Origin of the sequence: Primorskyibacter flagellatus, assembly GCF_900176485.1 — a bacterium.
GTDB classification, from domain to species: Bacteria; Pseudomonadota; Alphaproteobacteria; order Rhodobacterales; family Rhodobacteraceae; genus Primorskyibacter; species Primorskyibacter flagellatus.
In genome coordinates this window covers 35,750-60,170 of the sequence record NZ_FWYD01000004.1, presented here as the reverse complement: position 1 = coordinate 60,170, position 24,421 = coordinate 35,750, and the positions used below count along the sequence as shown (strand labels likewise).

21 protein-coding genes are annotated in these 24,421 nt (G+C 61.0%); 13 read left to right on the top strand and 8 right to left on the bottom strand.

Going from position 1 to position 24,421, the window contains the following annotated elements; genetic code table 11:
• The first annotated feature begins 1 nt into the window (after position 1).
• The 6 genes from nuoL to B8991_RS08245 all read left to right on the top strand — a co-directional run bounded on the left by nuoL (position 2) and on the right by B8991_RS08245 (position 8,604).
• Positions 2 to 2,296 (top strand): NADH-quinone oxidoreductase subunit L, encoded by a 2,295-nt coding sequence (gene nuoL / locus B8991_RS08270; protein WP_084352365.1) that lies wholly within the window; start codon positions 2 to 4, stop codon positions 2,294 to 2,296.
• Positions 2,296 to 3,837, top strand: coding sequence for an NADH-quinone oxidoreductase subunit M (locus tag B8991_RS08265; protein WP_084352363.1), 1,542 nt, complete (start codon positions 2,296 to 2,298; stop codon positions 3,835 to 3,837). The genes nuoL and B8991_RS08265 overlap by 1 nt, the downstream gene beginning before the upstream one ends.
• Before the next feature lie 12 nt (positions 3,838 to 3,849).
• The gene (gene nuoN, locus B8991_RS08260) at positions 3,850 to 5,292 is read left to right on the top strand and encodes an NADH-quinone oxidoreductase subunit NuoN (RefSeq protein ID WP_084352361.1); all 1,443 of its coding nucleotides are present in this window, start codon (positions 3,850 to 3,852) and stop codon (positions 5,290 to 5,292) included.
• Between the two features lie 111 nt (positions 5,293 to 5,403).
• Complete coding sequence (locus B8991_RS08255) at positions 5,404 to 6,156, top strand: biotin--[acetyl-CoA-carboxylase] ligase (RefSeq protein ID WP_084352359.1); 753 nt, start codon at positions 5,404 to 5,406, stop codon at positions 6,154 to 6,156.
• 1 nt (position 6,157) lies between these two features.
• Positions 6,158 to 6,931 (top strand): type III pantothenate kinase, encoded by a 774-nt coding sequence (locus B8991_RS08250; protein ID WP_084352357.1) that lies wholly within the window; start codon positions 6,158 to 6,160, stop codon positions 6,929 to 6,931.
• A gap of 5 nt (positions 6,932 to 6,936) precedes the next feature.
• Entirely contained in the window at positions 6,937 to 8,604 is a 1,668-nt protein-coding gene (locus B8991_RS08245; protein WP_084352355.1) for a ribonuclease J, read from the top strand.
• Between the two features lie 113 nt (positions 8,605 to 8,717).
• On the opposite strand, the gene B8991_RS08240 is transcribed toward B8991_RS08245, so the two are convergent.
• The 4 genes from B8991_RS08240 to B8991_RS08225 all read right to left on the bottom strand — a co-directional run bounded on the left by B8991_RS08240 (position 8,718) and on the right by B8991_RS08225 (position 14,947).
• Positions 8,718 to 10,232, bottom strand: a complete 1,515-nt coding sequence (locus B8991_RS08240) for a DEAD/DEAH box helicase (protein ID WP_084352353.1) — start codon at positions 10,230 to 10,232, stop codon at positions 8,718 to 8,720.
• Positions 10,233 to 10,571: 339 nt separating this feature from the next.
• On the bottom strand, positions 10,572 to 11,522 hold the full coding sequence (locus B8991_RS08235) for a glycosyltransferase family 2 protein (RefSeq protein WP_084352351.1): 951 nt from the start codon (positions 11,520 to 11,522) through the stop codon (positions 10,572 to 10,574).
• On the bottom strand, positions 11,515 to 13,260 hold the full coding sequence (locus tag B8991_RS08230) for a glycosyltransferase family 2 protein (protein ID WP_084352349.1): 1,746 nt from the start codon (positions 13,258 to 13,260) through the stop codon (positions 11,515 to 11,517). Before B8991_RS08230 ends, B8991_RS08235 begins: the two co-directional genes overlap by 8 nt.
• Before the next feature lie 79 nt (positions 13,261 to 13,339).
• Positions 13,340 to 14,947 carry a peptide chain release factor 3 gene (locus tag B8991_RS08225; protein WP_084352347.1) on the bottom strand — a complete coding sequence of 536 codons (1,608 nt, stop codon included), beginning with the start codon at positions 14,945 to 14,947 and terminating at the stop codon, positions 13,340 to 13,342.
• Between the two features lie 139 nt (positions 14,948 to 15,086).
• On the opposite strand from B8991_RS08225, the gene B8991_RS08220 reads away from it, so the two are divergent.
• The 3 genes from B8991_RS08220 (at position 15,087) to B8991_RS08210 (ending at position 18,218) form a co-directional block, all read left to right on the top strand.
• The gene (locus B8991_RS08220) at positions 15,087 to 15,866 is read left to right on the top strand and encodes an SDR family oxidoreductase (RefSeq protein ID WP_084352345.1); all 780 of its coding nucleotides are present in this window, start codon (positions 15,087 to 15,089) and stop codon (positions 15,864 to 15,866) included.
• A 4-nt stretch (positions 15,867 to 15,870) separates the two neighbouring features.
• Positions 15,871 to 17,022 carry a hypothetical protein gene (locus B8991_RS08215; protein ID WP_084352342.1) on the top strand — a complete coding sequence of 384 codons (1,152 nt, stop codon included), beginning with the start codon at positions 15,871 to 15,873 and terminating at the stop codon, positions 17,020 to 17,022.
• Positions 17,023 to 17,129: 107 nt separating this feature from the next.
• Positions 17,130 to 18,218, top strand: coding sequence for an ABC transporter ATP-binding protein (locus B8991_RS08210; RefSeq protein WP_084352340.1), 1,089 nt, complete (start codon positions 17,130 to 17,132; stop codon positions 18,216 to 18,218).
• Between the two features lie 35 nt (positions 18,219 to 18,253).
• Here B8991_RS08210 and B8991_RS08205 read toward each other — a convergent pair whose 3' ends face one another.
• A complete protein-coding gene (locus tag B8991_RS08205) occupies positions 18,254 to 18,919 on the bottom strand; it encodes a helix-turn-helix transcriptional regulator (RefSeq protein ID WP_084352338.1) in 666 nt (221 codons plus the stop codon).
• A gap of 223 nt (positions 18,920 to 19,142) precedes the next feature.
• On the opposite strand from B8991_RS08205, the gene B8991_RS08200 reads away from it, so the two are divergent.
• From B8991_RS08200 to B8991_RS08185, 4 genes are read left to right on the top strand one after another with little or no spacing between them, the layout of a single operon-like run.
• Entirely contained in the window at positions 19,143 to 19,367 is a 225-nt protein-coding gene (locus tag B8991_RS08200; RefSeq protein WP_084352336.1) for a twin-arginine translocase TatA/TatE family subunit, read from the top strand.
• Between the two features lie 3 nt (positions 19,368 to 19,370).
• On the top strand, positions 19,371 to 19,862 hold the full coding sequence (tatB, locus tag B8991_RS08195) for a Sec-independent protein translocase protein TatB (RefSeq protein WP_084352334.1): 492 nt from the start codon (positions 19,371 to 19,373) through the stop codon (positions 19,860 to 19,862).
• Positions 19,859 to 20,731 carry a twin-arginine translocase subunit TatC gene (gene tatC / locus B8991_RS08190; RefSeq protein WP_084352332.1) on the top strand — a complete coding sequence of 291 codons (873 nt, stop codon included), beginning with the start codon at positions 19,859 to 19,861 and terminating at the stop codon, positions 20,729 to 20,731. Before tatB ends, tatC begins: the two co-directional genes overlap by 4 nt.
• Entirely contained in the window at positions 20,728 to 21,573 is an 846-nt protein-coding gene (locus B8991_RS08185) for an ATP-binding protein (RefSeq protein WP_084352330.1), read from the top strand. Before tatC ends, B8991_RS08185 begins: the two co-directional genes overlap by 4 nt.
• A gap of 135 nt (positions 21,574 to 21,708) precedes the next feature.
• Here the strand turns inward: B8991_RS08185 and B8991_RS08180 are convergent, their stop codons facing one another.
• Genes B8991_RS08180 through surE form a run of 3 tightly spaced genes read right to left on the bottom strand, consistent with a single transcriptional unit; the run spans position 21,709 to position 24,389 of the window.
• Positions 21,709 to 22,941, bottom strand: a complete 1,233-nt coding sequence (locus B8991_RS08180; protein ID WP_412780601.1) for a LysM peptidoglycan-binding domain-containing M23 family metallopeptidase — start codon at positions 22,939 to 22,941, stop codon at positions 21,709 to 21,711.
• A gap of 21 nt (positions 22,942 to 22,962) precedes the next feature.
• Positions 22,963 to 23,607, bottom strand: coding sequence for a protein-L-isoaspartate(D-aspartate) O-methyltransferase (locus B8991_RS08175; RefSeq protein ID WP_084352328.1), 645 nt, complete (start codon positions 23,605 to 23,607; stop codon positions 22,963 to 22,965).
• Positions 23,604 to 24,389: a 5'/3'-nucleotidase SurE gene (gene surE, locus B8991_RS08170; RefSeq protein ID WP_084352326.1), complete on the bottom strand. Its 786-nt coding sequence runs from the start codon at positions 24,387 to 24,389 to the stop codon at positions 23,604 to 23,606. The genes B8991_RS08175 and surE overlap by 4 nt, the downstream gene beginning before the upstream one ends.
• Between the last annotated feature and the right edge of the window lie 32 nt (positions 24,390 to 24,421).

Sequence of the window (24,421 nt, the reverse complement as noted above, 5' to 3'; positions counted from 1 at the left end):
CATGGAAACGATCATCCTCTACGCGCCCTTGGTCGGTGCCCTGATCGCTGGTTTCGGCTGGCGTCTGATCGGCGAGCGTGGGGCCATGTGGATCACCACCGGTCTGCTGTTCGTGGCCTGTTTCTTTTCGTGGATCGTCTTTCTGACCCATGGCCCGGAAACACAACACATTCAGATCCTGCGCTGGGTCGAATCCGGGTCGCTGTCGACGGATTGGTCGATCCGTCTGGACCGTCTGACCTCGATCATGCTGATCGTTGTGACAACCGTTTCCGCGCTGGTTCATCTCTACAGCTTCGGCTACATGGATCATGATCCGCAATGGAGCGAGGGTGAAGTCTACAAGCCGCGTTTCTTCGCCTACCTGTCCTTCTTTACCTTTGCCATGCTGGCGCTGGTCACGTCCGACAACCTTGTACAGATGTTCTTTGGCTGGGAAGGCGTCGGTGTCGCCTCATACCTGCTGATCGGTTTCTACTACCGCAAGCCAAGCGCCAATGCCGCCGCGATCAAGGCCTTCGTGGTCAACCGGGTCGGTGATTTCGGCTTTTTGCTGGGGATCTTGGGGCTGTTCTACCTGACGGACTCGATCAGGCTTGACGACGTGTTTGCCGCCTCTGCCGGTCTGGCCGATACGCAACTGACCTTTCTGTGGACCGAGTGGAACGCGGCAAACCTGATTGCCTTCCTGCTCTTTGTCGGCGCGATGGGGAAATCGGCGCAGTTGTTCCTGCACACATGGCTTCCCGACGCGATGGAGGGTCCGACGCCGGTGTCGGCGCTGATCCACGCCGCGACGATGGTCACTGCCGGTGTCTTCCTTGTCTGTCGCATGTCACCCTTGATGGAATACGCGCCTGAAACCTTGACCTTCATCACCTTCATGGGGGCGTCTACCGCCTTTGTCGCGGCGACGATCGGTCTGGTACAGAACGACATCAAGCGTGTGATCGCCTATTCGACCATGTCGCAGCTTGGCTATATGTTTGTGGCCGCCGGTGTCGGCGTCTATTCGGTGGCGATGTTCCACCTGCTGACACACGCGTTCTTCAAGGCGATGCTGTTTCTGGGGGCCGGTTCGGTGATCCACGCCATGCATCACGAACAGGACATGCGGAACTACGGCAACCTGCGCAAAAAGATCCCCTATACGTTCGGGGCGATGCTGATCGGCACGCTGGCCATCACCGGGGTGGGCATTCCGCTGACCCATATCGGCTTTGCCGGATTCCTGTCCAAAGACGCCGTGATCGAAAGCGCCTGGGCCGGTACGCAAGGCGGCTATGCCTTCTGGATGCTGGTGGTCGCGGCACTTTTCACCAGTTTCTATAGCTGGCGGCTGATGTTCCTGACCTTTTACGGCAAGGCACGCGGCGACCGTCATACGCATGAACATGCGCATGAGTCTCCCAAAGTGATGCTGATCCCGCTGGGTGTGCTGGCGGTCGGTTCGGTGCTGGCCGGGATGGTCTGGTATAACAGTTTCTTCGGCGACCATAATACCGTTAACCGTTTCTTCGGTGTCCCGGCCCATGCCGAGGCGTCCGAGGGGCACGGCGAAACCGCCGCGACCGAAGATCATGCCGCCGATACCGGCAATGAGGCTCCCACTGCCGAGGCGGGCCAAGCTGAACCCGCCGCAACCGACCAAGAGGTTGTTGCCGACACCGGGGATGATGAATCCGCCACCGATGGCCAAGCGGTTGTTGCAGATGCCGGTGATGCTGAACCCGCGGCCGATGGCGAAACTGTTGCGGCGGAGGCTGCGCAAGGGGACGCTTTGGTTGATGAAGCGCATGGTGAGGCAGACGCGGATCATGCGCCCGTTGTTTCCGGGATGGCGCCGCAAGGCGCGATCTTCACCGGACCGGCCAACCATGTCATGGACGACGCGCATCACGCACCCGTCTGGGTCAAGGTCAGCCCGTTCATCGCCATGCTGATCGGCTTTGTCGTGGCCTACTGGTTCTACATCGTGAACCCCGCCATGCCGCGCAAGTTGGCAGAGCAGCAACGTCCGTTGTACCTGTTCCTGCTGAACAAGTGGTATTTCGACGAGCTGTACGATGTGATCTTCATCCGCGCTGCAAAATCGCTTGGCCGCCTGTTGTGGAAGGGCGGTGACGGCAAGGCCATCGACGGGTCGCTGAATGGTGTCGCAATGGGGATTGTGCCCTTCTTCACACGGCTCGCGGGGCGCGCTCAGTCCGGCTACATCTTTACCTATGCCTTCGCCATGGTGATCGGGGTAGCGATCTTCATCACCTGGATGACGCTCAGCGGAGGAGCGCACTGATGGACAACCTTCTTTCGATTGTCACCTTCCTGCCCGCGCTGGCAGCGCTGATCCTCGCCGTGTTCCTGCGTGGCGGAGACGAGGCGGCGGATCGCAATGCCAAATGGCTGGCGCTGTTTGCGACTGGGGCGACCTTCCTGATTTCGCTGTTCATCCTGTTTCAGTTCAACCCCGCCGATACCGGCTTTCAGATGGTGGAAGAGGGTGCCTGGCTGCTTGGGCTGAAATACAAGATGGGCGTGGACGGGATTTCCGTGCTTTTCGTGCTGTTGACCACCTTCATGATGCCGCTGACCATTGCGGCAAGCTGGGGCGTCAAGGCGCGCGTCAAGGAATACATGATCGCATTCCTGCTGCTTGAGACGCTGATGCTGGGCGTGTTCATGGCGCTGGATCTGGTTCTCTTCTATGTCTTCTTCGAGGCCGGCCTGATACCGATGTTCCTGATCATCGGTATCTGGGGTGGCAAGGAACGCATTTACGCGAGCTTCAAGTTCTTCCTTTACACCTTCCTCGGGTCGGTCCTGATGCTGGTCGCCATGGTGGCGATGTTCGCAGAGGCCGGAACCACCGACATCCCGACGCTAATGACGCATCAGTTCTCGTCCGCCGGTTTCTCTGTTCTTGGGATCCATGTCGTCGGCGGGATGCAGACGCTGATGTTCCTGGCCTTCTTTGCCAGCTTCGCGGTCAAGATGCCGATGTGGCCGGTCCACACATGGTTGCCCGACGCGCACGTTCAGGCCCCGACGGCAGGTTCGGTCGTGCTGGCGGCGATCTTGCTGAAGATGGGCGGCTATGGCTTCCTGCGGTTCAGCCTTCCGATGTTCCCGGTGGGGGCCGATGTGCTGACCCCGCTGGTCCTGTGGATGAGCGCGATTGCCATCGTCTATACCAGCCTTGTTGCGCTGGTGCAGGAAGACATGAAAAAGCTGATTGCCTATTCGTCGGTCGCCCATATGGGCTATGTGACGATGGGGATTTTCGCGGCCAACCAGCAGGGCGTTGACGGGGCGATCTTCCAGATGCTCAGCCATGGCTTCATCTCGGGTGCGCTGTTTCTGTGTGTCGGCGTGATCTATGACCGGATGCACACCCGCGACATCGACGCCTATGGCGGGTTGGTGAACCGGATGCCGTCCTATGCGCTGATCTTCATGTTCTTCACCATGGCCAATGTCGGCTTGCCCGGCACGTCGGGCTTTGTCGGTGAATTCCTGACATTGATGGGCGTATTCCAGGTCAACACCTGGGTGGCGGTGGTCGCGACGTCAGGGGTGATCCTGTCGGCCTCTTACGCGCTGTGGCTCTATCGCCGGGTCGTGATGGGCGACCTGATCAAGGAAAGCCTGCGTTCGATCTCCGACATGACGCGCCGCGAGAAGTGGATCTTTGCGCCGCTCGTGACCATGACGCTTCTGCTGGGGGTCTATCCCAGCCTGGTAACAGACATCATCGGCCCCTCGGTAGAGGCGCTGGTTTCAAACTACGACACCGCACTGGCCGCGTCTTCCGACGCCGTCCAGGTGGCGTCGCACTGAGGGATCTTGGACATGCTACAGGCTGACCTGACAATTATCCTTCCCGAAATCGTGCTTTCGGTCTACGCGATGCTCGCGTTGCTTGGCGCGGTCTATACGGGCAAGGATGCGCTGGCCCCGATGCTGACCTGGGCCACGGCAGGCGTCTTTGTCCTGCTGGCCGCGTGGATCGGCACCAGTGGCGAGGGCATTCGTCCGGCCTTTGGCGGGATGTTCATCGACGACGGATTCGCGCGCTTTGCCAAGGTGACCTTGCTTCTATCGGCGGCGGCCGTTCTGGTGATGAGCCAGGACTACCTGTCGCGCCGCGGTCTGCTGCGGTTTGAATTCCCGTTGCTGATTGCCCTTGCGGTTGTCGGCATGATGATGATGGTGTCCGCGGGCGATCTGATGGCGCTGTATATGGGGCTGGAGCTGCAATCGCTGGCGCTTTACGTCGTTGCGGCCATTCGTCGTGACAGCGCAAAATCAACAGAGGCCGGGTTGAAATATTTCGTGCTGGGCGCGCTGTCCTCGGGCCTGCTGCTGTACGGCGCGTCGCTGACCTACGGCTTTGCGGGGACCACGCTGTTTTCCGGCATCGTGCAGACCGCGACCGAAGGCCATGTCTCGCTTGGCCTGCTGTTCGGCCTGGTCCTGATCGCCTGCGGTCTGGCCTTCAAGGTCTCTGCCGTGCCGTTCCATATGTGGACGCCGGATGTCTACGAAGGCTCGCCCACACCGGTTACGGCCTTCTTCGCAACGGCCCCGAAGGTCGCGGCGATGGCCCTGTTCGCGCGGGTGCTGCATGATGCATTCGGCGGCGCTGTAGGGGACTGGCAACAGGTGATCGCCTTCCTGTCGCTTCTGTCGATGTTTCTTGGTGCGGTTGCGGCGATCGGACAGACCAATATCAAACGCCTTATGGCCTATTCCTCGATCGCCCATATGGGCTATGCGCTGATGGGGCTGGCTGCGGGCACGGCCTTTGGTGTGCAGGCGCTGCTGATCTACATGGCGATCTATGTGACGATGAATGTTGGCACGTTTGCGTTTATCCTGTCGATGGAACGCGACGGCCAGCCGGTCACTGACATCAGAAGCCTGAACATGTATTCGAAGAAAGAGCCAGCCAAGGCATTGGCCGTGCTGATCCTGATGTTCAGCCTTGCAGGCGTGCCGCCGCTGGTCGGTTTCTTCGGCAAGCTTTATGTTCTGCGCGCCGCCTATGAGGGCGGGTTGGCCTGGTTGGCGGTTGCCGGTGTGGTGGCCTCGGTCATCGGTGCATTCTATTATCTTCGGATCGTGTTCTACATGTATTTCGGAGAAGAGACCGACGATGCCCTGGATGGCGGACAATCAGCGATTCTTTCGGGTTTCCTGATGGTCTCTGCGGCGATCATGTTGCTGGGTGTCGTGAACCTTTTCGGAATAGAAGGGGCGGCTGCGGCAGCGGCTGCGACGCTTGTCAACTAAGCGACCCGCCCATACGGTTTTCGAACGTGGCGCGCCAAGGGCGCGTCGCTTTCGTTTTCCGGACGCGGTGAAGGTTCTGACTTGCCACGAGTTTCGCACGAGGCGCTGCCAATGAACTGGCCCGCCGGATACGGACGACGCATTCTGCCAGAGCTTGACAGCACCAATGCCGAAGCGGTGCGGATCGCCGCAACCCTTGCCGGGCCAGAGTGGATCTGCGCGCTGCGTCAAACCGCTGGCAAAGGACGTCGCGGCCGGGCATGGTCCGATCCACAGGGCAACCTTGCAGCGACGTTGGTGCTGCGTGTGGATGATGCGCCCGACGTCACCGCCCTGCGCAGTTTCGTGGCCGCACTGGCGCTGTTTGATGCCTTTGTGGTGTTGACCGGTCGGGTCGCGCCGTTCTCGCTGAAATGGCCCAATGACGTGCTGCTGAACGGCGGTAAGGTCGCGGGGATATTGCTTGAAAGCTTTGAGGTCGGAGGCGTGCGGCATTTGGCAATCGGCACTGGTGTCAACCTTCGCAACGCCCCTGAGGCGGCGCAGGTCGAGGCACATGCTCTGCGGCCCGTCAGCCTTCAGGGAGAAACCGGGCTGGATGTGGCACCCGAGATTTTCCTTGATGCGCTTGCCACGTCTTATGCCGAACTGGAAAAACAGTTCGTAACACATGGGTTTGCCCCGATCCGCCGGGCTTGGCTGGACCGTGCGGCGCGCCTAGGTGAAACCATCACCGCGCGCACCGGAACAACCGAGACCACCGGCGTGTTCGAGACTGTAGACCAGGCGGGAAATCTGGTTCTGACCACGTCGCAGGGCAGAGTGGCCATCCCCGCCGCTGATGTCTTTTTCAAGGAGAGTTGAGATGCTTCTGGCGATTGATTGCGGTAACACCAACACGGTCTTCTCGCTCTGGGATGGCGCGCGTTTCATTGCCACCTGGCGGACCTCGACCGAGACCCAGCGCACGGCAGACCAATATTACGTCTGGCTATCGACCTTGATGAAATTTCAGAAGATCGACGCCCAGATCACCGACATGATCATCAGCTCGACCGTGCCGCGCGTCGTGTTCAACCTGCGCGTTCTGGCGGATCGCTATTTCAACACCCGTCCGCTGGTGGTGGGTAAACCCGACTGCGCGCTGCCGGTGGGTGTGCGTGTTGATGCAGGCACTCAGGTTGGGCCGGACCGGCTGGTCAACACCGTGGCCGGGTATGATCTGTACGGCGGCGATCTTATCGTCGTGGATTTCGGCACGGCGACGACATTCGATGTGGTGGATGAAGACGGTGCCTATGTCGGCGGAGTGATCGCACCGGGGGTGAACCTGTCCCTCATGGCATTGCATCAGGCCGCCGCCGCCCTGCCGCATGTGGATATTACCAAGCCGCAACAGGTGGTGGGCACCAATACCGTCACCTGTATGCAGTCAGGCGTTTTCTGGGGCTATGTTGGCCTCGTCCGCGAAATCTGTTCGCGCATCAAGCAAGAGCGCGAACGCCCAATGAAGATCATAGCGACCGGCGGGCTGGCGCCGTTGTTCCAGCAGACCGACGAGCTGTTCGATGCCGTCGAGGACACACTCACGATGCACGGGCTGACCGTCATCCATAAATTCAATCAACACGAGGACTAACTCATATGGTAGCGCAACGCGCCATCTACCTTCCCCTTGGCGGGGCTGGCGAAATCGGAATGAACGCCTATGTCTATGGCTACGGAAAGCCGGATCAGGAACGTCTGATCCTGGTGGATCTGGGCGTCACCTTCCCGGATATGGACGGCACTCCAGGTGTGAACCTGATCCTGCCGGATATCACTTGGCTGAAAGAACGCCGCGATCGGCTGGAGGCGATTTTCATCACCCACGCGCATGAGGACCATGTCGGCGCGGTCGGGCATTTTTATGAACAGTTGGGCGTGCCCATCTATGCGCGTGCCTTCACGTCAAACATCGCGCGCCGCAAGCTGGAAGAATATGGCATTGGTGCCGATGCGGTCAAAACGGTGGGGGCGTGGCCCGAAAAGGTGAAGGCCGGGCCGTTTGAGGTCTCGTTCCTGCCGATTTCGCATTCCATACCCGAAAGCTCTGCGTTGGTTCTGGATTGTCCGGACGGGCGGATCGTGCACACGGGTGACTTCAAGCTGGACCAGACCCCGCTTGTGGGCGAGGCGTATGACCCGGCGCTTTGGGCTGAGGTTGCCAAACCGGGCGTCAAGGCGCTGGTCTGCGATTCCACCAACGTCTTTTCGCCCCATGCCGGACGGTCGGAGGCCACGCTTGGCCCTGATATTGAAAAGCTGGTCAGCGACGCGACAGGCATGGTGGTTGCCACCACATTCGCGTCCAACGTCGCGCGCGTCAAAACGCTGGCAGAGGCGGGCGACCGGGCTGGCCGCTCGATCTGTCTGTTGGGACGCGCGATGCGCCGGATGATCGAAGCCTCCATCGAAACCGGTGTTCTGACCAATTTTCCCAACGTGATCGGCCCCGAAGACGCGGTGCAGATGCCGCGTGAAAACGTGATGCTGCTGGTCACGGGCAGTCAGGGCGAACGGCGTGCGGCCTCGGCCCAGCTGGCGCGCGGAAAATATAACGGGTTGGTGTTGAAAGAGGGCGATACGTTCCTCTTTTCGTCCAAGACCATTCCGGGCAATGAACGGGGCGTGATCCGAATTATCAACCAGTTCTCTGAGTTGGGCGTTGATGTGATCGACGATTCAAATGGGCTTTATCACGTTTCGGGCCATGCCAACCGGCCGGATCTGGCGGCAATGCATGACATCGTCAATCCGCAGATGGTTATCCCGATGCATGGTGAGCATCGCCACTTGCGCGAACACGCCAAGCTTGCCGAATCCAAGGGGCGCGCAGGCATCGTGGCGGTCAACGGCATGATGCTGAACCTGTCGGGCAATGCGCCGACGGTTGCCGAATATGTCGAGACCGGGCGCACCTATCTTGACGGTTCCGTGCAGATCGGCGCGATGGACGGGGTCGTGCGTGACCGTATCCGGATGGCGCTGAACGGGCATGTGATCGTCACAGTCATCCTGGATGAAGAGGATGAACCGTTGGGCGACCCCTGGTGCGATGTCATGGGCCTGCCCGCGCAGGGGCGTGGAAACGCGCCTTTGGTCGATGTGCTGGAGGCGGATCTGAGCCAGTTCCTGGGCCGCGCAGGTGCCAAGACGCTGACCGATGACAGCAAGCTGGAAGAGGGGCTGCGCCGCACCGCGCGCCAGACCACAAATGACGAGATCGGCAAAAAGCCGGAAGTCACCGTGATCGTCAGCAGACTGGGCTAGGACCGGAGGCACCGTTTGCGAATGATCGCCAACGGTGTCTTGGCTCGGTCGGGCCGCAGACAACAAAAAAGGGCCGGTGAAAACCGGCCCTTTTAGAAAATTCGGTGCAGCCTTTAGCTGGCGCGGCGTTCTTCAAAGCTGAGCGCGATGAAGCTGGGCAGATGGTCGCCCATGCCCACAACCTTGTTGTCCGGGCGTTTCTCAGGCCGCTTATCTGACCGTTTGTCGGAACCGCGCGACGATTTCGACCGGCTGTCGCGATCACCGTTTTCGGTATTCTCGACCTTCGCAGCAGGGGCGTCGGCAGGCTTCTCGGCCGCCTCGACCACTTTCAGATTGGCCGGCGTCGCGGGCGCTTCGGTGGTCTCTGTCGCTGCCGGAGTGGCCGCTTTCGACGACCGCGACCGGCTGCGGGTGCGCGCGGGCTTTTTCTCGGCGGTATCGTCGGCTTGTGGCGATGCTTCGTCAGATTTTGACGACTTCAGCGGATTGTCCAGACGCGGGATGGCTTTCTGGAGCAGCTTCTCGATGGCATCAAGGTTCTTTTCGTCGCGTGGCGCACAGATCATCATCGCCTTGCCGTCGCGCCCGGCACGGCCGGTCCGGCCGATGCGGTGCACATAATCCTCGGCATGGCTGGGCACATCGAAGTTGAACACATGGCTGACCGAAGGCACGTCCAGACCACGCGCCGCCACGTCAGAGGCGACAAGAACTTTCAATTCGCCATTGCGAAAGCCGTCCAGCGTGCGTGTGCGCTGTGACTGGTCCAGATCGCCATGGATCGGTGCCGCATCCAGTCCGTATTTCTTCAACGACTTGGCGACGATATCCACGTCCACCTTGCGGTTGCAGAAAACGATGGCATTGGTGCATTTCTCGCCTTCAGCCTCGATCAGCGCGCGCAGAACCGCGCGTTTCTCGGTCGCTTCACGTTCCCGGCGTGAGCCTTTGAACATGACCACACCCTGTTCGATGGTCTCGGAGGCAGTGGCCTGACGTGCAACCTCGATCCGGGCGGGGTTCGACAGGAAGGTGTTGGTAATACGCTCGATCTCGGGGGCCATAGTGGCGCTGAAAAACAGTGTCTGCCGCGTGAAAGGCGTCAGCGAGAAGATGCGTTCGATATCCGGGATGAAGCCCATGTCGAGCATCCGGTCAGCCTCGTCCACCACCATGACCTGCACGCCGGTGAGCAGCAGCTTGCCGCGCTCGAAATGATCGAGCAGGCGACCGGGGGTCGCGATCAGAACGTCAACGCCCTTGTCGATCAGGACGTCCTGTTCCTTGAAGGACACGCCACCGATCAGCAAAGCTTTGGTCAGCTTTACATGCTTGGCATAGGTGTCGAAGTTTTCGGCCACCTGCGCGGCCAGTTCCCGGGTCGGGCACAGCACAAGGCTGCGCGGCATGCGCGCACGCGCACGGCCACGGGCCAGCATGGTGATCATCGGCAATACGAAACCGGCGGTCTTGCCGGTGCCGGTCTGGGCTATGCCCAGCACGTCACGGCCTTCAAGCGCCGGGGGGATGGCCCCGGCCTGAATTGGCGTGGGCGTTTCGTAGCCAGTTTCGATTACGGCTTTTAAAACCTTGGGGTTCAGGTTCAGGTCAGAGAATTTTGTCATCTGTATCCGATTATAACGGACACTGTCTGGCCCGTACTTCTGGTGAGGATCAGGCCCGTATGGCCCAGTGGTTTTCCACATGCGCGATCCACGCGCGGTGTGTAGCCGAAAAGCACCTTTGGGGTCAATGCGGATGCGCTTTGGCAGCAGTTCTGAACAGGAAATTAGTCGGATCGGGCGATAAGGCAACACAAATGCGTGCAGTTTTCGCCGATAGCCCTCGATTGACCGGAAACCGGTCGGATGGACCGCCAGATTGGCAGGATGCGGCAGGACAACACGGTCCGTTTTGAACTGGTCACGCGACCGGACAAAGGGTCAGGGAAGTTTGGTGCCGGGTCAATGGCCCGGAAAATGCCGGGCGCGCCTTGTCGCCAGATCAAGGTGCAGGCGTCGCAACAGGCCTTCGTCCTGCAAATTTTGGCACAGGGGCGCGTGTGCGGTGCAGACCTCTTCGTAGAACGCGCGCAGGCCGGCCTTGCCTTCGGTCGCTTCGATCGGGGTGAAAAGGTCATGCAGGTTCGGCATTTGCGCCACGCTGCGTACCTGCGGTTTCAGCTCTGCCCGGTAAGAGCCACGTTGAAGCCGGAACCGGTAGGTGCGCTGCCAGTCTTGCCAGCTTGGGGCATGAAGATGCAGCAGATCCGTGTCGGGCAGTGGCTGTTCGCCGGGGTTCTCGATGCCATTCGCGATGACATTATGGATCTTGATCCGGGGATCTTGCAGCGAGGTGCGGATGAACAGCTTGCCGGCGACATGGCTGAGAAACCCACCTGACAGGTAGCGCCCCCAGGTCGGAAAGCACCGTTCGGACGCGGCCTGACGCGCCTTCTGGTCAATGTGGAACGCCTTGAACGCGGTTTCGCCATCGGCGGTGCCGGTGCCCGGTGCCAATGCCTCGACCGGGCGGATGCGGGCCGTCATGCAATCTGCGGGCAGGGCGTGCAACTGCTCGGCCAAGGGCTTGACCGGGTGCAACAGTTCATCCACGTCGATATGGGCCAGCCAATCGACCTGTGTGTTGCGGTTGAACGCGTCACGGGCATTCAGTGACTGCCGCGCCTGATGTTTGGCGGGGCGCTGTACCTTTTTCGCCCAGTAGGACGCATCACAGGCGGTGACGCGTATTTTGGGATGCGCCTTCAGAACGGAGATCGCTTCGGGGTCTGGATCGTCGAGATACAGAAACAGCCGATGCGCGCCCAGATCCAGATGCCAGGCGGCAAAGTCGAGGATCTGCTCCAACGGTGCCTTGACGGTCGAAACGATGCCCCAGCGCATATCAACCATCGGGCAGGTCGCCGAAGACGCGGGCGACAGCGGCGTCGAGGTCAAGGTTGTGGATCAGCAGCATATTGTGGCTGGCCAGCCGGGCGCGCAGGTCCGGCGTGTCCAGGCAAAGCTCGTCAAACATCCGCCGGACCCCGTCTTCGCCGCTTTCATCGCGTAGAAAATCAAGCAGTGGTGCCATTCCCAGCCGGGTCGAATCCGGACGTTCACGATACGATCCTTTGGCGCGCCGAAACTCCAGATGCGCGCGGAAATGCGCCCAATCCGGTGCATGAAGATGCCCGACGAAAATGCCGGGAAGCGGGCCGGTACTGGCAAGCCGCGCGCCCCTGACTTTCAGGGAATGCACGCCCATCCGGGCGTCTTCAATCCCGGTGCGGGCAAAGACCTTGCCGGTCGTGTGGCTGATGAACCCATCGCGCAGATGCATGCCGAATGTCGGGTAAATCTCTTCGGCCGCCGCGACGGGTTGTCCTGCGGCTTCGCGCGTCAGTTTGAAGTGGCGGATTGCGCCGTCAGGCGAGGACAGGACTTCGGCCGGCAGCATGCGAACCTGGCCGAACGTCTTGTCCGCGTCGCCAAGAGTGGCGGCAACCGGAGCGTTGGTCAGCAGAAACTCGTCCATGTCGATATGGCCCAGCCAGTCAAGATCGCTTGCCCGGTAGCTGAGCGTCGCATTATGGGCCTGGCGCAGCTGATGTTGCGGGGGGCGTTCCTTGCCCGTCGCGTGCCACCAAACGTCATCGCAGGCAATCATGTTCAGGCGGGGATGGGACAGCGCCGCAATCTTGGCAGGGTCAGGATCGTCGAGGTAAAGGTCGATCCGGTCTGCGCGCAGTTCGATGTGATGTGCTGCAAACCGGGCGATCTGGCGTAGCGGACCTTTCACTGTCGACACCAAACCCCAGCGCGGGGTGTTGGCCGCGAGGCCCCGGCTCTGGGCCGGGGCGGGGGGTGGCGCTGACTTGGCCTCTGATTTTTGGCGGCGACGGCGGTCCAGGCGGTGACGCATCATCGCAAGCCGCCGAAAGACGGTGCGTTCATCCGCGATCAACTGGTCCAGCAGGTGATGCGCCAGCGGGCGGATGACGGCGTCCCGGTCCGCATCCTGCCAGAGCCGCCCCAGCATGTTCACATCCAGTCCGCCATAGGCCATGGAATAGGCATCCATTTGCATCGGCAGCGCCTCGGACGTCCTGCCCGACAATTTGAACGGCCGGCCGGGCGCAAACCCGGAATACAGCCGCTCCGTCTCGTAAAGTTTCATCGTGCCGAACAGCACGGTCATCGCTTGCCCGGTTTGGCGTTGCGCATCCGTCAGCCCGTGATCGCCGAATGTCGTGATCGACGAGACCAACCACCGCAGATCGAGTCCCGCCAGCAGGTGATCGGCATGCTCGGCCCAGAGCCGGTGGAACAGCGCTGCGGTATGGCCGGGTTGCGCGCGCTTGCGCAGATGCGCGACCAGCAACCCGTTCAGGGCGCACAGCTCTGACGCTCCTGCAAGCTCTGCCCGGATCTCGCGCCGTTTACGCTGATGCGACGAATTGAGCGGCGTTTGCTCGTCCGGGTCGCTTGCAGGGTCCAGAACCACGCGTTCCAGCAGCACGGTAAGGTCGGTATCCAACGGGGGCAGCGCCTCGTCCCGACCAAAGGCCAGGGGCTTGCGCCGCCCATCCATCTGCCGAAGGATCGCCGGGAAACCGCCCGGATAGGTGCCGTTGTCTTGCTCGCTCATGGGCGCGAAGATGCCGCGCCGCGGAGCAACGCGCAAGCGTTGCGGGAGCACCACCCGCCTCGACCGGTCGTCGCGCCGATCAGACCATCATTTCCTTGGTGGCTGACAGGGTCACATCCGGATGGTCGCGGCCAATCCGGTCAATGTCCCATTGCAGGCGGGTCAGGTACACGATGTCGCCATCATTGTCATGGGCGATGTGCTGCTTGTTCGCGTCTATGAACTTGTCCAGCGCCTGTTTCGGACCCGACGCCCAGCGAGCAGAGGTGAATTGCGACGGCTCGAACCGCACGGGCAGGCCGTATTCCAGCTCGATCCGGCTGGCCAGAACCTCGAATTGCAGCGCGCCCACGACACCGACGATGAAGCCTGACCCGATCTCGGGTTTGAAGACCTTCGCGGCACCTTCTTCGGCGAATTGCATCAGCGCCTTTTCCAGATGCTTTGATTTCAGCGGATCGCCCGCGCGGCAAGATTGCAGCAGTTCCGGTGCAAAGCTGGGAATGCCCGAGACGCGGATCGCTTCGCCTTCTGTCAGCGTGTCACCGATGCGCAATTGCCCGTGGTTGGGAATGCCGATGATATCGCCGGCCCAGGCCTCTTCCGCCAGTTCCCGGTCAGAGGCCAGAAACAGCACCGGATTGGTGATCGACATTGATTTCTTCGACCGCACATGGGTCAATTTCATGCCGCGGTGAAAGTGACCCGAGGCGAGCCGGACAAAGGCCACGCGGTCGCGATGCTTGGGGTCCATATTGGCCTGCACCTTGAAGACAAAACCGGTGACCTTCTTCTCATCCGGAGAGATTTGCCGTGGTTCGGCCCGCTGTACCTGCGGTTCTGGCCCGTAGGTGCCGATACCGTCCATCAGTTCCTTGACGCCGAAACTGTTGATGGCAGAGCCGAACCAGATCGGGGTCATATGCCCTTCAAGCACCGCCTGCGGGTCCAGTTTTGGCAGCAATTCTCGGGCCATCTCGACCTCTTCGCGCAACTGGTCAAGCAGATGCGCGGGTATGTGTTCGGCCAGCTTGGGATCCTCCAGCCCGTCAATCTCGATCGATTCCGCGACGCGGTTGCGGTCGGCGCGGTCCATCAGCTCCAGCCGGTCGCGCAGCATGTCATAGCAGCCCAGAAAATCACGGCCCACGCCGATGGGCCAGCTTGCGGGGGTCACGTCAATGGCCAGATTTTCCTGAATCTCGTCGATAATGTCGAACGTATCGCGGCTTTCGCGGTCCATCTTGTTACAGAAGGTCAGGATCGGCAGGTCGCGCAGGCGGCACACCTCGAACAACTTTTGCGTCTGGCTTTCCACGCCCTTGGCGCCGTCGATCACCATCACGGCTGCATCCACCGCCGTCAGGGTTCGGTAGGTATCTTCGGAAAAGTCCGAGTGGCCGGGCGTGTCCACCAGATTGAAGCGGAACTCGCGGAAATCGAAGGACATGGCAGAGGCGGACACGGAAATCCCGCGATCCTTCTCCATCTGCATGAAGTCGGATCGCGTGCGCCGCGCCTCGCCCTTGGCGCGGACCTGTCCGGCCATCTGAATGGCCCCGCCAAACAGCAGGAATTTTTCGGTCAGCGTGGTCTTGCCGGCGTCGGGATGCGAGATGATCGCAAAGGTCCGGCGGCGGGCAATCTCGGCAGGCAGGTCGGGGCGGTTTGGCAGGGCGTCTAGCATGTCCGCGCGTATAGGTCGGGGCCGAAGCCTTGGCAAGCTTGGGTCGTATCGACCTATGCGCGGTATTTTGCGGCGTTGTGCTGGCGTGCCGCGCGGCCCGGTGTTACGGATTTGCCTGAAAAGACAAAGGGAGACTGTCATGGATCTGGGAATCAAGGGCAAGCGCGCGCTGGTCTGCGCCTCAAGCAAGGGTTTGGGCCGGGGATGTGCCGAGGCGCTGGCAGAGGCTGGCGTCGATTTGATCATCAACGCCCGCAGCGAAGGACCGTTGGAGGAAACAGCAAAGGCGTTGCGGGACACTTATGGCGTGAAGGTGACGGCAGTGGCCGCCGACATCACCACCGAAGAGGGGCGTGCACAGGTGCTGAAGGCCGCAGGCGCGGTGGATATTCTGGTCAACAATGCAGGCGGCCCGCCTCCGGGCATGTGGACAGATTGGGAGCGCGAGGATTTCATCAAGGCGCTGGATGCCAACATGCTGACGCCGATTGCGCTGATCAAGGCGCTGGTGCCGGGGATGATGGATCGCGGCTGGGGCCGGGTGGTCAACATCACCTCGCAATCGGTGAAATCGCCGATCGCGGTGCTGGGGCTGTCGAACTCGGCGCGCGCGGGCCTGACCGGCTATGTCGCGGGCACGTCGCGTCAGGTCGCGGGCAAGGGCGTTGTGATGAACAACCTGCTGCCGGGCATCCATGCCACGGATCGCGCGAAGTCTTTGGACACTGGCGTCGCGGAAAAGGAAGGCATCACGCTGGAAGAGGCTTCGGCTCAGCGGGCATCAGGCATCCCCGCCGGGCGCTATGGCACGGCGCAGGAATTCGGTGCGACCTGCGCGTTCCTGTGCTCGCAATATGCGGGCTACATGATCGGACAGAACGTGCTGCTGGATGGTGGCGCGCTGATCACGACGATGTAGGTCCGTGGCACGCGGACCGGATGGCAAGGGCGGCGGTGCGGGGTTCTCGCTCGCCGACCAGCTTTTCAACGCCGGATCCGTCGGGGATCTGGCGTCAGAACTTGCGACAGGCATTCCGGGTTTCGACGCCGCGCGTTTTTCATCAGAGGTCATGTCAGGGCTGGCGGACCGCACGCTGCTGGCGCGCTTGGATTGGATCGCAGATTGCGCCGAGGCGCAATTACCACAAGATTTCAATGCAATGGCGGACTGTCTTGAAGCATCCTTGCCGCCGCCATTGGACCCGGATCTGACCGACGATGATTTCGGGCGCTTCATCCACGGCATCTACGGCGTGTTGGCTGTGCGGCACGGATTGGAGGCGCATCATGACCGAGCGCTGGATCTGTTACATGCCGCAACGCGCTGTTTTTCAATGGAATTCTATATACGCCCCTTTCTGAACCGCTGGCCGGACGACACCCTGGCGCGGCTTGACCTATGGGCGAAAGACGACAACTACCATGTCCGGCGGTTGGTCAGCGAGGGGACGCGGCCAAAGCTGCCTTGGGCACGGGCGATCACGCTGGACCCGCTGGAGCCGTTGCGGTTTCTTGATGTGCTGCATGCCGACCCGACCCGCTATGTGACAAGATCGGTCGCCAACCACTTGAACGACATTGCAAAAACCGCGCCGGGTGTTGTGGTGGACCGGCTGACACGCTGGCGGGCCGAGGGTCGGCAAGACACGGCAGAGCTGGCCTGGATGACGCGCCACGCGTTGCGCAGTCTCGTCAAGCAGGGGCATCCCGGCGCGCTGCAGCTTCTTGGCTACCGGACAGATGTGCCGGTACAGGCAACACTGAGGGTAACGCAGCCTGCGAAGATTGGCGGCGTGTTGTCGTTGGAGGTCGAAGTGAGTTGTGCCACCGACCTCCCGGTGATGGTCGATTATGTGCTGCATTTTCACCGCCCCAACGGCAAACCGGGCCGCAAGGTGTTCAAACTGAAGCAGGCAGAGGTGACGGCTGGAACGCCGCTTGTCTTGCTGCGTCGGCATCCGTTGAAAGGCGATGCCACGACCTTTCGCCTTCATCCCGGCCCGCACCGGGCAGAGCTTCAGGTCAATGGCTGCATCATTGCTGAAACGCCGTTCGATCTGGAGCAGGCAGAGTGACAGGGCTCATGCAAAGCCGCGCAGGCGCAGGGTTGCGATGCTTCGCGCGGGCTGATACGGCTCGCGCCAATTCCGATGCTTTTCATCGGGTTCCGTGAGAGGCAGAGGTGAGCGAACAGGCCCCCCCCCGACTTGAGGTTCGGCATCTGGTCCGTCGCTATGACGGCAAAGCTGTGGTGAACGACGTCTCCCTGTCCATTCAGCCGGGTCATGTGACCTGTCTGCTGGGGCCGTCGGGCTGCGGGAAATCGACAACTTTGCGGATGATCGCCGGCGTCGATATGCAGGATGCGGGCGAGATCTATGTCGATGGCAAGCTGGTCTGCGATACGGTCTTTCGTGTCCCGCCGGAACGCCGTGGCATCGGGCTGATGTTTCAGGATTTTGCGCTGTTTCCGCATCTCAGCGTCGGCGAAAACGTCGCCTTCGGGCTGAGCGGCAGCGGTGCTGCCAAACGCGAGCGGGTCAGGACGTTGCTTGATCGTGTCGGGCTGGTCCATTTCATCGACGAGTACCCGCATCAGCTTTCGGGGGGCGAACAGCAGCGCGTGGCCCTGTCCCGCGCCTTGGCACCGAAACCCCGGATCATGCTGATGGACGAGCCGTTTTCGGGGTTGGACAACCGCTTGCGCGACGGCATCCGCGACGAGACGCTGGCCTTGCTGAAAGACGAGGACGCCTCGGTCCTGCTGGTCACGCATGAGCCGGAAGAGGCGATGCGCATGGCCGACGAGATTGCCTTGATGCGCGACGGCCAGATCGTGCAACAGGGAGCCCCCTACAACATCTACAATGCGCCGGCAGACAAGGCGGCGGTCGCTTTTTTCAGTGACATCAACGCCCTGCGCGGCACGGTACAGGGCGCGCTGGCGCAAACCGCCTTTGGGCAGTTCCTGTGTCCCGGCGTGCCGGACGGCGCAGAGGTGGATATAGTCTTTCGCCCGCAGCATGTCGGCATCGACTTTGACCGCGATGGCCGTGGCCCCAACCCGACACCGCGCGAAGGAACGCCAGCCCGTGGATTTGTCGAACGGGCGCGGTTCATGGGATCCGAAAGCCTGATCGAGTTTCGCATGGCGCATGACGGATCCTTGTTGCGTGCGACCGTCCCGAACGTCTTTCTTCCCAAAAAGGGCCAGCCGCTTTGGTTGACCATTCGCCGGGACCGCTGTTTCGTTTTTTCCGCGAAGGATTGATCCGGTCCTCGCGCTGGTTTGCGTCGGATCGTTGGTCAGGTGTCTCTGGCTTCGAAATCGCTTAGGCGTTTGCCGGGTTCATCGACAAACAGGCCGGGCAGGGGCTGCAAGGTCTCAATCCGGTCGATCCGGCAGGTCATGAAATCGGACAGGTCTTCGTTCCATGCAACGCAGGTCCAGACGCGGCCCCAGTAATCGAGTTTCAGCGGGCGAATGGTTTCCGGCGCGGCTGCATCGTCCCGTTTGATCCGAAGTTTTTGCCGCGCGCGTATCGCTGCGCGAAAGCCCGGCATGTGACGAAAGCCGCGCGCTGCGTCTGCGAACGGTCCGGTGGCAAAGCCAAAGCTTTGCGGCGCGCTGGACAGATCGGCCGGAAGCACCGCGTCGATCTTTTCCGACAGAGCCTTTGCCGCACCTCGCAATGTCTCGTCGCCACCTTCCCCAACCACTGCCAGCCCAAGGTGCAGCGCTTCAAGCTCTGCCTCGGTCAGGTTCAGCGGCGGCAGGGTGATCGCGGCGCGTGCGGTATAGCCCAGACCGCGCTCGCCCTCGATGGGGATGCCGGACGCGGCCAGCACGTCCATGTCGCGGTAGATCGTGCGGATGGACACGTCCAGACGTTTGGCCATGTCTTCGGCCCTGTGCAGCCTGCCATCCTTTAGAATCTCAATCAGCGCGTAAAGCCTGTCACTGCGTTTCATGCGGCCCTTTCCGACGTGCCTGCCTGTCCGGCGAGACCCGTATTCTGACAAAATTCTGACAACTGACAAGATGCTGACATAAAATGCACCAAACCGCGCAGCAAATCGGCTGATGGTGCTGTTTTGGCACTTTCAACTGGTCCCATGACTGTCGTAGACAACGATCAAGGTTGAGGGGGCGTTGTATGGACTGCGTGGCCTCGAAAGACGGGAGAATTGAAAGATGCTGAACAACATCGGTCTGCCAGGCCTGCTGCTGATCGCCGTTGTCGTGCTGGTGCTTTTCGGGCGCGGCAAGATTTCCTCGCTCATGGGCGAGGTTGGCAAGGGCATTACGGCCTTCAAGAAAGGTGTCAGCGATGGCACACAAGAGCTTGAGGACGAACGCTCCGAAGAGGCCAAGGACGTGACGCCTGAAAACGCTGAAGACCACAAAGACAAGGTCTGAACCATGTTCGGGATGGGCTGGACTGAAATTCTGGTCATCGGTGTTGTTGCGCTGATCGTGGTGGGCCCGAAGGACCTGCCTGTTCTGTTTCGCAATGTCGGTCGCTTTGCTGGCAAGGCGCGTGGCATGGCGCGCGAATTCAGCCGTGCGATGGAAGACGCGGCTGACGAGGCTGGGGTGAAGGACATTCAAAAATCCATCCGCACGGCGACCAACCCTGTCGGCAGCGCGCTCGACGGGGTGAAGGATGCCGCGCGGTCGATGACCGATTTGAAGCTCGATCCGGAAAGCGAGACTGGAAAGCTGGCTGAAGAACGCGCCGAGGCCGCCCGCAAGATCAAGGCAGGTACCGCGCGCAAGGCCGCAGAACGCAAGGCCCGCGAGGCAGAAGACGCGCTTAAGGCCGCCGAGTTGGCAGAGGCCGAGCTTGCAACGTCCGAGGCCCCCAAGCCCGCGCCGGATGACACCCCGGCCAAACCGGCAGGTGACGCATGACCCAAATCGATCACGACGAGATCGAGGACAGCTCTGCCCCGCTGATCGAACATCTGGCAGAACTGCGCACCCGGCTGATGCATTCGGCCCTTGCCTTCGTTCTGGGCATGATCATCTGTTTCACCGTCTGGAACCCGATCTTCAACTTTCTGACGCATCCGCTGTGTGATGCGATGGCGGCGCGCGGCACGGCCGATTGCGGGCTGATCCTGATCAAGCTGCAAGAGGGCTTCTTTGTTGCGATTTCGATCTCGCTTATGGGCGGGCTGATGCTGTCTTTTCCGTATATCTCCTATCAGATGTGGCGGTTTGTGGCGCCAGGATTGTATAAATCCGAGCAGGGGGCGTTCCTGCCTTTCCTGATCGCCTCGCCCTTCATGTTCTTTCTGGGCGCGTCCTTTGCGTTCTACATTGTCACGCCGCTGGCTTTTGATTTCTTTCTGGGCTTCCAGCAACCGGGGACGGTGCTGAACGAAGAGGTGTCCAATGGGACGGCAGGCATCGCCTTTCAGGGCTCTGCGCAGGAATACCTGAACCTGACGATCAAGTTTATCGTGGCCTTCGGGCTGTGTTTCCAACTGCCTGTCCTGCTGACGCTGATGGGCAAGGCGGGGCTGGTGTCGGCCGAAGGTCTGGGCAATGTGCGCAAATATGCCGTGGTTGCCATTCTGGTGCTGGCAGCCCTTGTCACGCCTCCTGACGTCATCACGCAGGTGATCCTGTTCGTCGTGGTCTACGGGCTTTACGAAATCTCGATCTGGCTGGTCCGCCGGGTAGAGACCAAGCGCGAGGCACGTCTGCGCGCCGAAGGCTACTATGACGATGAGGACATCGAAGATCCGCTGATGAAGGACTTCGACGATAAATGAGAAAATCCAAGTCGCTGAAACGTATCGCCCAGGCGCTGGAGCGTATGGCACCTGCACCGCTGGATGCCCCGGATTTCGATCAGGCCGATGCGTTTGTCTGGCATGTCGCGCCCGATCGGTTGCAACCCGTCCCACGGGTCAACCGGGTGGATCTGTCGCTGCTGATCGGTGTTGACCGGTCGCGTGACACGTTGCTGGCAAATACGCTGCAATTCGCCCGCGGATTGTCCGCCAATAATGCGTTGCTTTGGGGCGCGCGCGGGATGGGAAAATCCTCGCTGGTCAAGGCGGTTCACGCGTCGGTTCTGGCAGACGGGCTGCCGCTGAAGATCGTCGAATTGCAACGTGAGGATCTGCCGTCGGTGGGGCGTCTTCTGGCGCTGCTGCGCGGCTCTGACCACCGGTTCCTGCTGTTCTGCGATGATCTGTCCTTCAGCCATGACGACCAGCATTACAAATCGCTCAAGGCGGTTCTGGATGGCGGGATCGAAGGGCGCCCGGACAATGTGGTGTTCTACGCCACCTCCAACCGCCGCCACCTGATGCCGCGCGACATGATTGAGAATGAGCGTTCGTCCGGGATCAACCCGTCCGAGGCGGTCGAAGAGAAGGTCTCGCTTTCGGACCGTTTCGGGCTTTGGCTGGGCTTCCATCCGTGCAGTCAGGACGAATATCTCGCAATGATCCGGGGCTATTGTGACGCTTATGGCGTTGAGATCGACGACGAGACATTGCGTGCCGAAGCGATCGAGTGGCAAGCCACGCGAGGGGCCCGGTCGGGCCGCGTCGCCTGGCAATATTTCACGGATCTGGCTGGGCGCAGGGGCGTCGCTTACAGCTAATCCGGCCAGCTGTGCGGATTATAGACGCGGCACCAAAAGATCTGCCGCCTCGGTACCGTTTTTCTGAGAATGACCTTCGTTGCATGGCCTTTCATTCCTGAAATGCCATGCAGAAACTGGTTTAGCGGATCAATCTTAGCGCAGATACGGCGTCGGATCGACGCTTTCAAAGCCTTCGCGCACCTCAAAATGCACATAGGACGGGTTCCCCGACCGGATTTTGCCGATTGACTGACCACGGCTGACATTATCGCCCTTGGAGACGCTGATATCGTCCACCCGGATGTAAACCGTCATCAGGTTGTCTGGGTGTTTGACAACCACGATGGGGATATTGTTCTCGTCGGTGGTGATCGCCGCAACCTTGCCGCTTGCAGCCGCTTTGACCGGGGTGCCGGGGTTGGCAGAGATGTCGATGCCTTCGTATTTACCCTTGCTGTATTCGCGGATGATAGAGCCGTCGACCGGCATGCTCATCTTCGCATTCGACGTGGGCTGGGTGGTCTGCGCCGCAAGGTTTGGCGAGGCCGGAGCGGGTGTCGGCTTTGACGCCGCTGCCGGTGTTTCAGCCGGCAGCGGTTTGGAGGCGCTTGGCGGCGTTGGCGTCGGACTGCCGGTACCAGGAGCTTCGGTCGTTCGGATTGCCTGGCTGGAGGACGCGGATGCGGCAGAGCTTGGCGCTTGTGTGACGGGTGGGATCAGCAGGTATTGACCTTCCCGTATCGTGAATTCCCCATCGAGCCCGTTCCATTCCGACAGGGCGCGTACCGACACACCGTAAAGCCGCGATATGGTGAATGCGGTCTCGCCGCGTGCGACCTTGTGGCGGATCGGTTCCAGCCCGCTCTGGCCAGAGGCAGGCGAGGCGGTGGGACGCGCGGGCGTCGCGGGCGTGCTGTCGATTGCGGCACCTGCCAGTTCGGTCACACTGATTTGTCCGGCCGCGCTTGTCCCGGTGGCGGATGAGGGTTCCGCAACGCGGCGGGGCAGGGCGATGACTTCCCCACTACGCAGCGAGTCGCCGGGTTGGATGCCGTTGTGACGCGCCAGTTCGTCGGCAGGCAGGCCGATCCGGTTTGCGACGCTTTGCAGGGTGTCGCCGCGCCGGGCGATGGCAACCTGATAATTCGGATAAGAAATGATGCCGCGATCATCCGGCTTCGGCCTTGATGCGGTGGCCGATTGCGCGGCGTCCGATGTATCGAACGCGCCGCCGATCCTGCCGCGCAGGTCCAGATCCAAGGGGCGTTCGCAGGCGGTCAGCAGCACAAGGGCGCTGCTGGCAAGCAGTGCGGCGGGAAAGCGTCGGGTCGCGTAAAGCGTCATCTCGATATCCTCAATGCGCCCCTTGTTGGACCGGGGCGTCATGGCAATTAACTCAAGGGCTGGTCAGCCGTCCTTGCCCAGACCTTCAACCAGCGGCACAAACCGTACGGAGCGCAATTCATCATAGTCATACCCGTCTTCGTGGCGCGTCACCCTGATCAGGCTTTGCACCGTGTCAGACTGCCCCACCGGCAGCACCATGATACCGCCAATCTTGAGCTGCGCCAAGAGCGGTCCGGGGGGGTCCTCGGCCGCGGCAGTGACCAGAATCCGGTCAAACGGTGCCTGATCGGGCAGACCAAAGCTGCCATCCGCTGTCAATGTGGTGATATTGGACAGGGCGAGGCTTTCGAAAATCGCGCGGGCCTCTTGTACAAGTCGTCGGTGGCGGTCGATCGTATAGACCCTGCGGGCAAGCTGGCTGAGGATCGCGGCCTGGTAGCCAGAGCCGGTGCCGATCTCCAGCACCTTGTCGCGAGGACCAAGGTCGAGCGCCTGTGTCATCAACCCCACCACCGAGGGCTGGCTGATGGTTTGTCCGCAGGCGATGGGAAGCGGCATGTCCTCATAGGCGCGTTCGGAGAAATAGCCGCGAATGAAAGGACCGCGGTCGATCTTTTCCATCGCGGTCAGAACCCGCGAGTTGGTCACGCCCTTGGAGCGCAGCGCGTAGAGGAACTGCATTTTCTGCGTGGCCTCTGCTGTCATGCGAAGACGTCTTTGAGCGGATCCAGAAGATCATGCGCCGTCAGATCCGCGCGCATTGGTGTTACCGAGATATAGCCGTCAAGATTGACGGCGGCATCCGCGCCTGCATCGGTTTGCGCCCGCTGGTCACCGCCCTTGATCCAGAGAAAACGACGGCCCGAAGGGCTGTCATGCGGTTCGACAGAGAAGGACGTATCGCGGCGCAGACCTTGTGGCGCAACGCGTGTGCCTTTGACATCCGCGGCCGGGACCGGCGGAAAGTTGACGTTGTAGAACGTCTGGTAGCCGGGCGTATTGGATGGTTTAGAATTGAGAATGCGGCGGATGGTGTCCGCGCCATGTTTTGCTGCGGCCTCGAATGGATTATCGAGCATATTGTTTCCGGGGCCGTAATATTGCGACAGTGCAATGGCGGGCAGGCCTTGCAGGGAGGCTTCGAGCGCGCCGCCGATTGTGCCCGAGTACAGCGTGTTTTCCGCCGAGTTGTTGCCCCGATTCACCCCTGACAACACAAGGTCGGGGCGGGTATCTTTCATCACCTCATGCAGGCCCGCCAGTACGCAATCAGCCGGGCTGCCCTCGGCGGCAAAACGGCGTTCGTCCATCTGGATGACCATGAAAGGGTGGGTGTAGCTGATGCAATGGCCGACGCCGGATTGTTCAAAGGCCGGGGCGACGGTCCAGACCTCGCCGTCGCCTCCTGCGATGTCTCTGGCGATGTCATGCAGAACTTTCAGACCCGGCGCGTTGATGCCGTCGTCGTTGGTGATGAGAATACGCATGTTTTGCCCCCTGGTGCCTTTGGCACTCAATA

Excerpts from the sequence above, each read along its gene's own strand:
- B8991_RS08175 (WP_084352328.1), bottom strand. The coding sequence starts at position 23,607 with ATGACAGCAGAGGCCACGCAGAAAATGCAGTTCCTCTACGCGCTGCGC.
- nuoN (WP_084352361.1), top strand. The coding sequence starts at position 3,850 with ATGCTACAGGCTGACCTGACAATTATCCTTCCCGAAATCGTGCTTTCG.
- B8991_RS08200 (WP_084352336.1), top strand. The coding sequence starts at position 19,143 with ATGCTGAACAACATCGGTCTGCCAGGCCTGCTGCTGATCGCCGTTGTC.
- B8991_RS08205 (WP_084352338.1), bottom strand. The coding sequence starts at position 18,919 with ATGAAACGCAGTGACAGGCTTTACGCGCTGATTGAGATTCTAAAGGAT.
- tatB (WP_084352334.1), top strand. The coding sequence starts at position 19,371 with ATGTTCGGGATGGGCTGGACTGAAATTCTGGTCATCGGTGTTGTTGCG.
- B8991_RS08255 (WP_084352359.1), top strand. The coding sequence starts at position 5,404 with ATGAACTGGCCCGCCGGATACGGACGACGCATTCTGCCAGAGCTTGAC.
- surE (WP_084352326.1), bottom strand. The coding sequence starts at position 24,389 with ATGCGTATTCTCATCACCAACGACGACGGCATCAACGCGCCGGGTCTG.
- nuoL (WP_084352365.1), top strand. The coding sequence starts at position 2 with ATGGAAACGATCATCCTCTACGCGCCCTTGGTCGGTGCCCTGATCGCT.
- B8991_RS08265 (WP_084352363.1), top strand. The coding sequence starts at position 2,296 with ATGGACAACCTTCTTTCGATTGTCACCTTCCTGCCCGCGCTGGCAGCG.
- B8991_RS08185 (WP_084352330.1), top strand. The coding sequence starts at position 20,728 with ATGAGAAAATCCAAGTCGCTGAAACGTATCGCCCAGGCGCTGGAGCGT.
- B8991_RS08250 (WP_084352357.1), top strand. The coding sequence starts at position 6,158 with ATGCTTCTGGCGATTGATTGCGGTAACACCAACACGGTCTTCTCGCTC.
- B8991_RS08235 (WP_084352351.1), bottom strand. The coding sequence starts at position 11,522 with ATGGTTGATATGCGCTGGGGCATCGTTTCGACCGTCAAGGCACCGTTG.
- tatC (WP_084352332.1), top strand. The coding sequence starts at position 19,859 with ATGACCCAAATCGATCACGACGAGATCGAGGACAGCTCTGCCCCGCTG.
- B8991_RS08220 (WP_084352345.1), top strand. The coding sequence starts at position 15,087 with ATGGATCTGGGAATCAAGGGCAAGCGCGCGCTGGTCTGCGCCTCAAGC.
- B8991_RS08180 (WP_412780601.1), bottom strand. The coding sequence starts at position 22,941 with ATGACGCCCCGGTCCAACAAGGGGCGCATTGAGGATATCGAGATGACG.
- B8991_RS08230 (WP_084352349.1), bottom strand. The coding sequence starts at position 13,260 with ATGAGCGAGCAAGACAACGGCACCTATCCGGGCGGTTTCCCGGCGATC.
- B8991_RS08240 (WP_084352353.1), bottom strand. The coding sequence starts at position 10,232 with ATGACAAAATTCTCTGACCTGAACCTGAACCCCAAGGTTTTAAAAGCC.
- B8991_RS08225 (WP_084352347.1), bottom strand. The coding sequence starts at position 14,947 with ATGCTAGACGCCCTGCCAAACCGCCCCGACCTGCCTGCCGAGATTGCC.
- B8991_RS08245 (WP_084352355.1), top strand. The coding sequence starts at position 6,937 with ATGGTAGCGCAACGCGCCATCTACCTTCCCCTTGGCGGGGCTGGCGAA.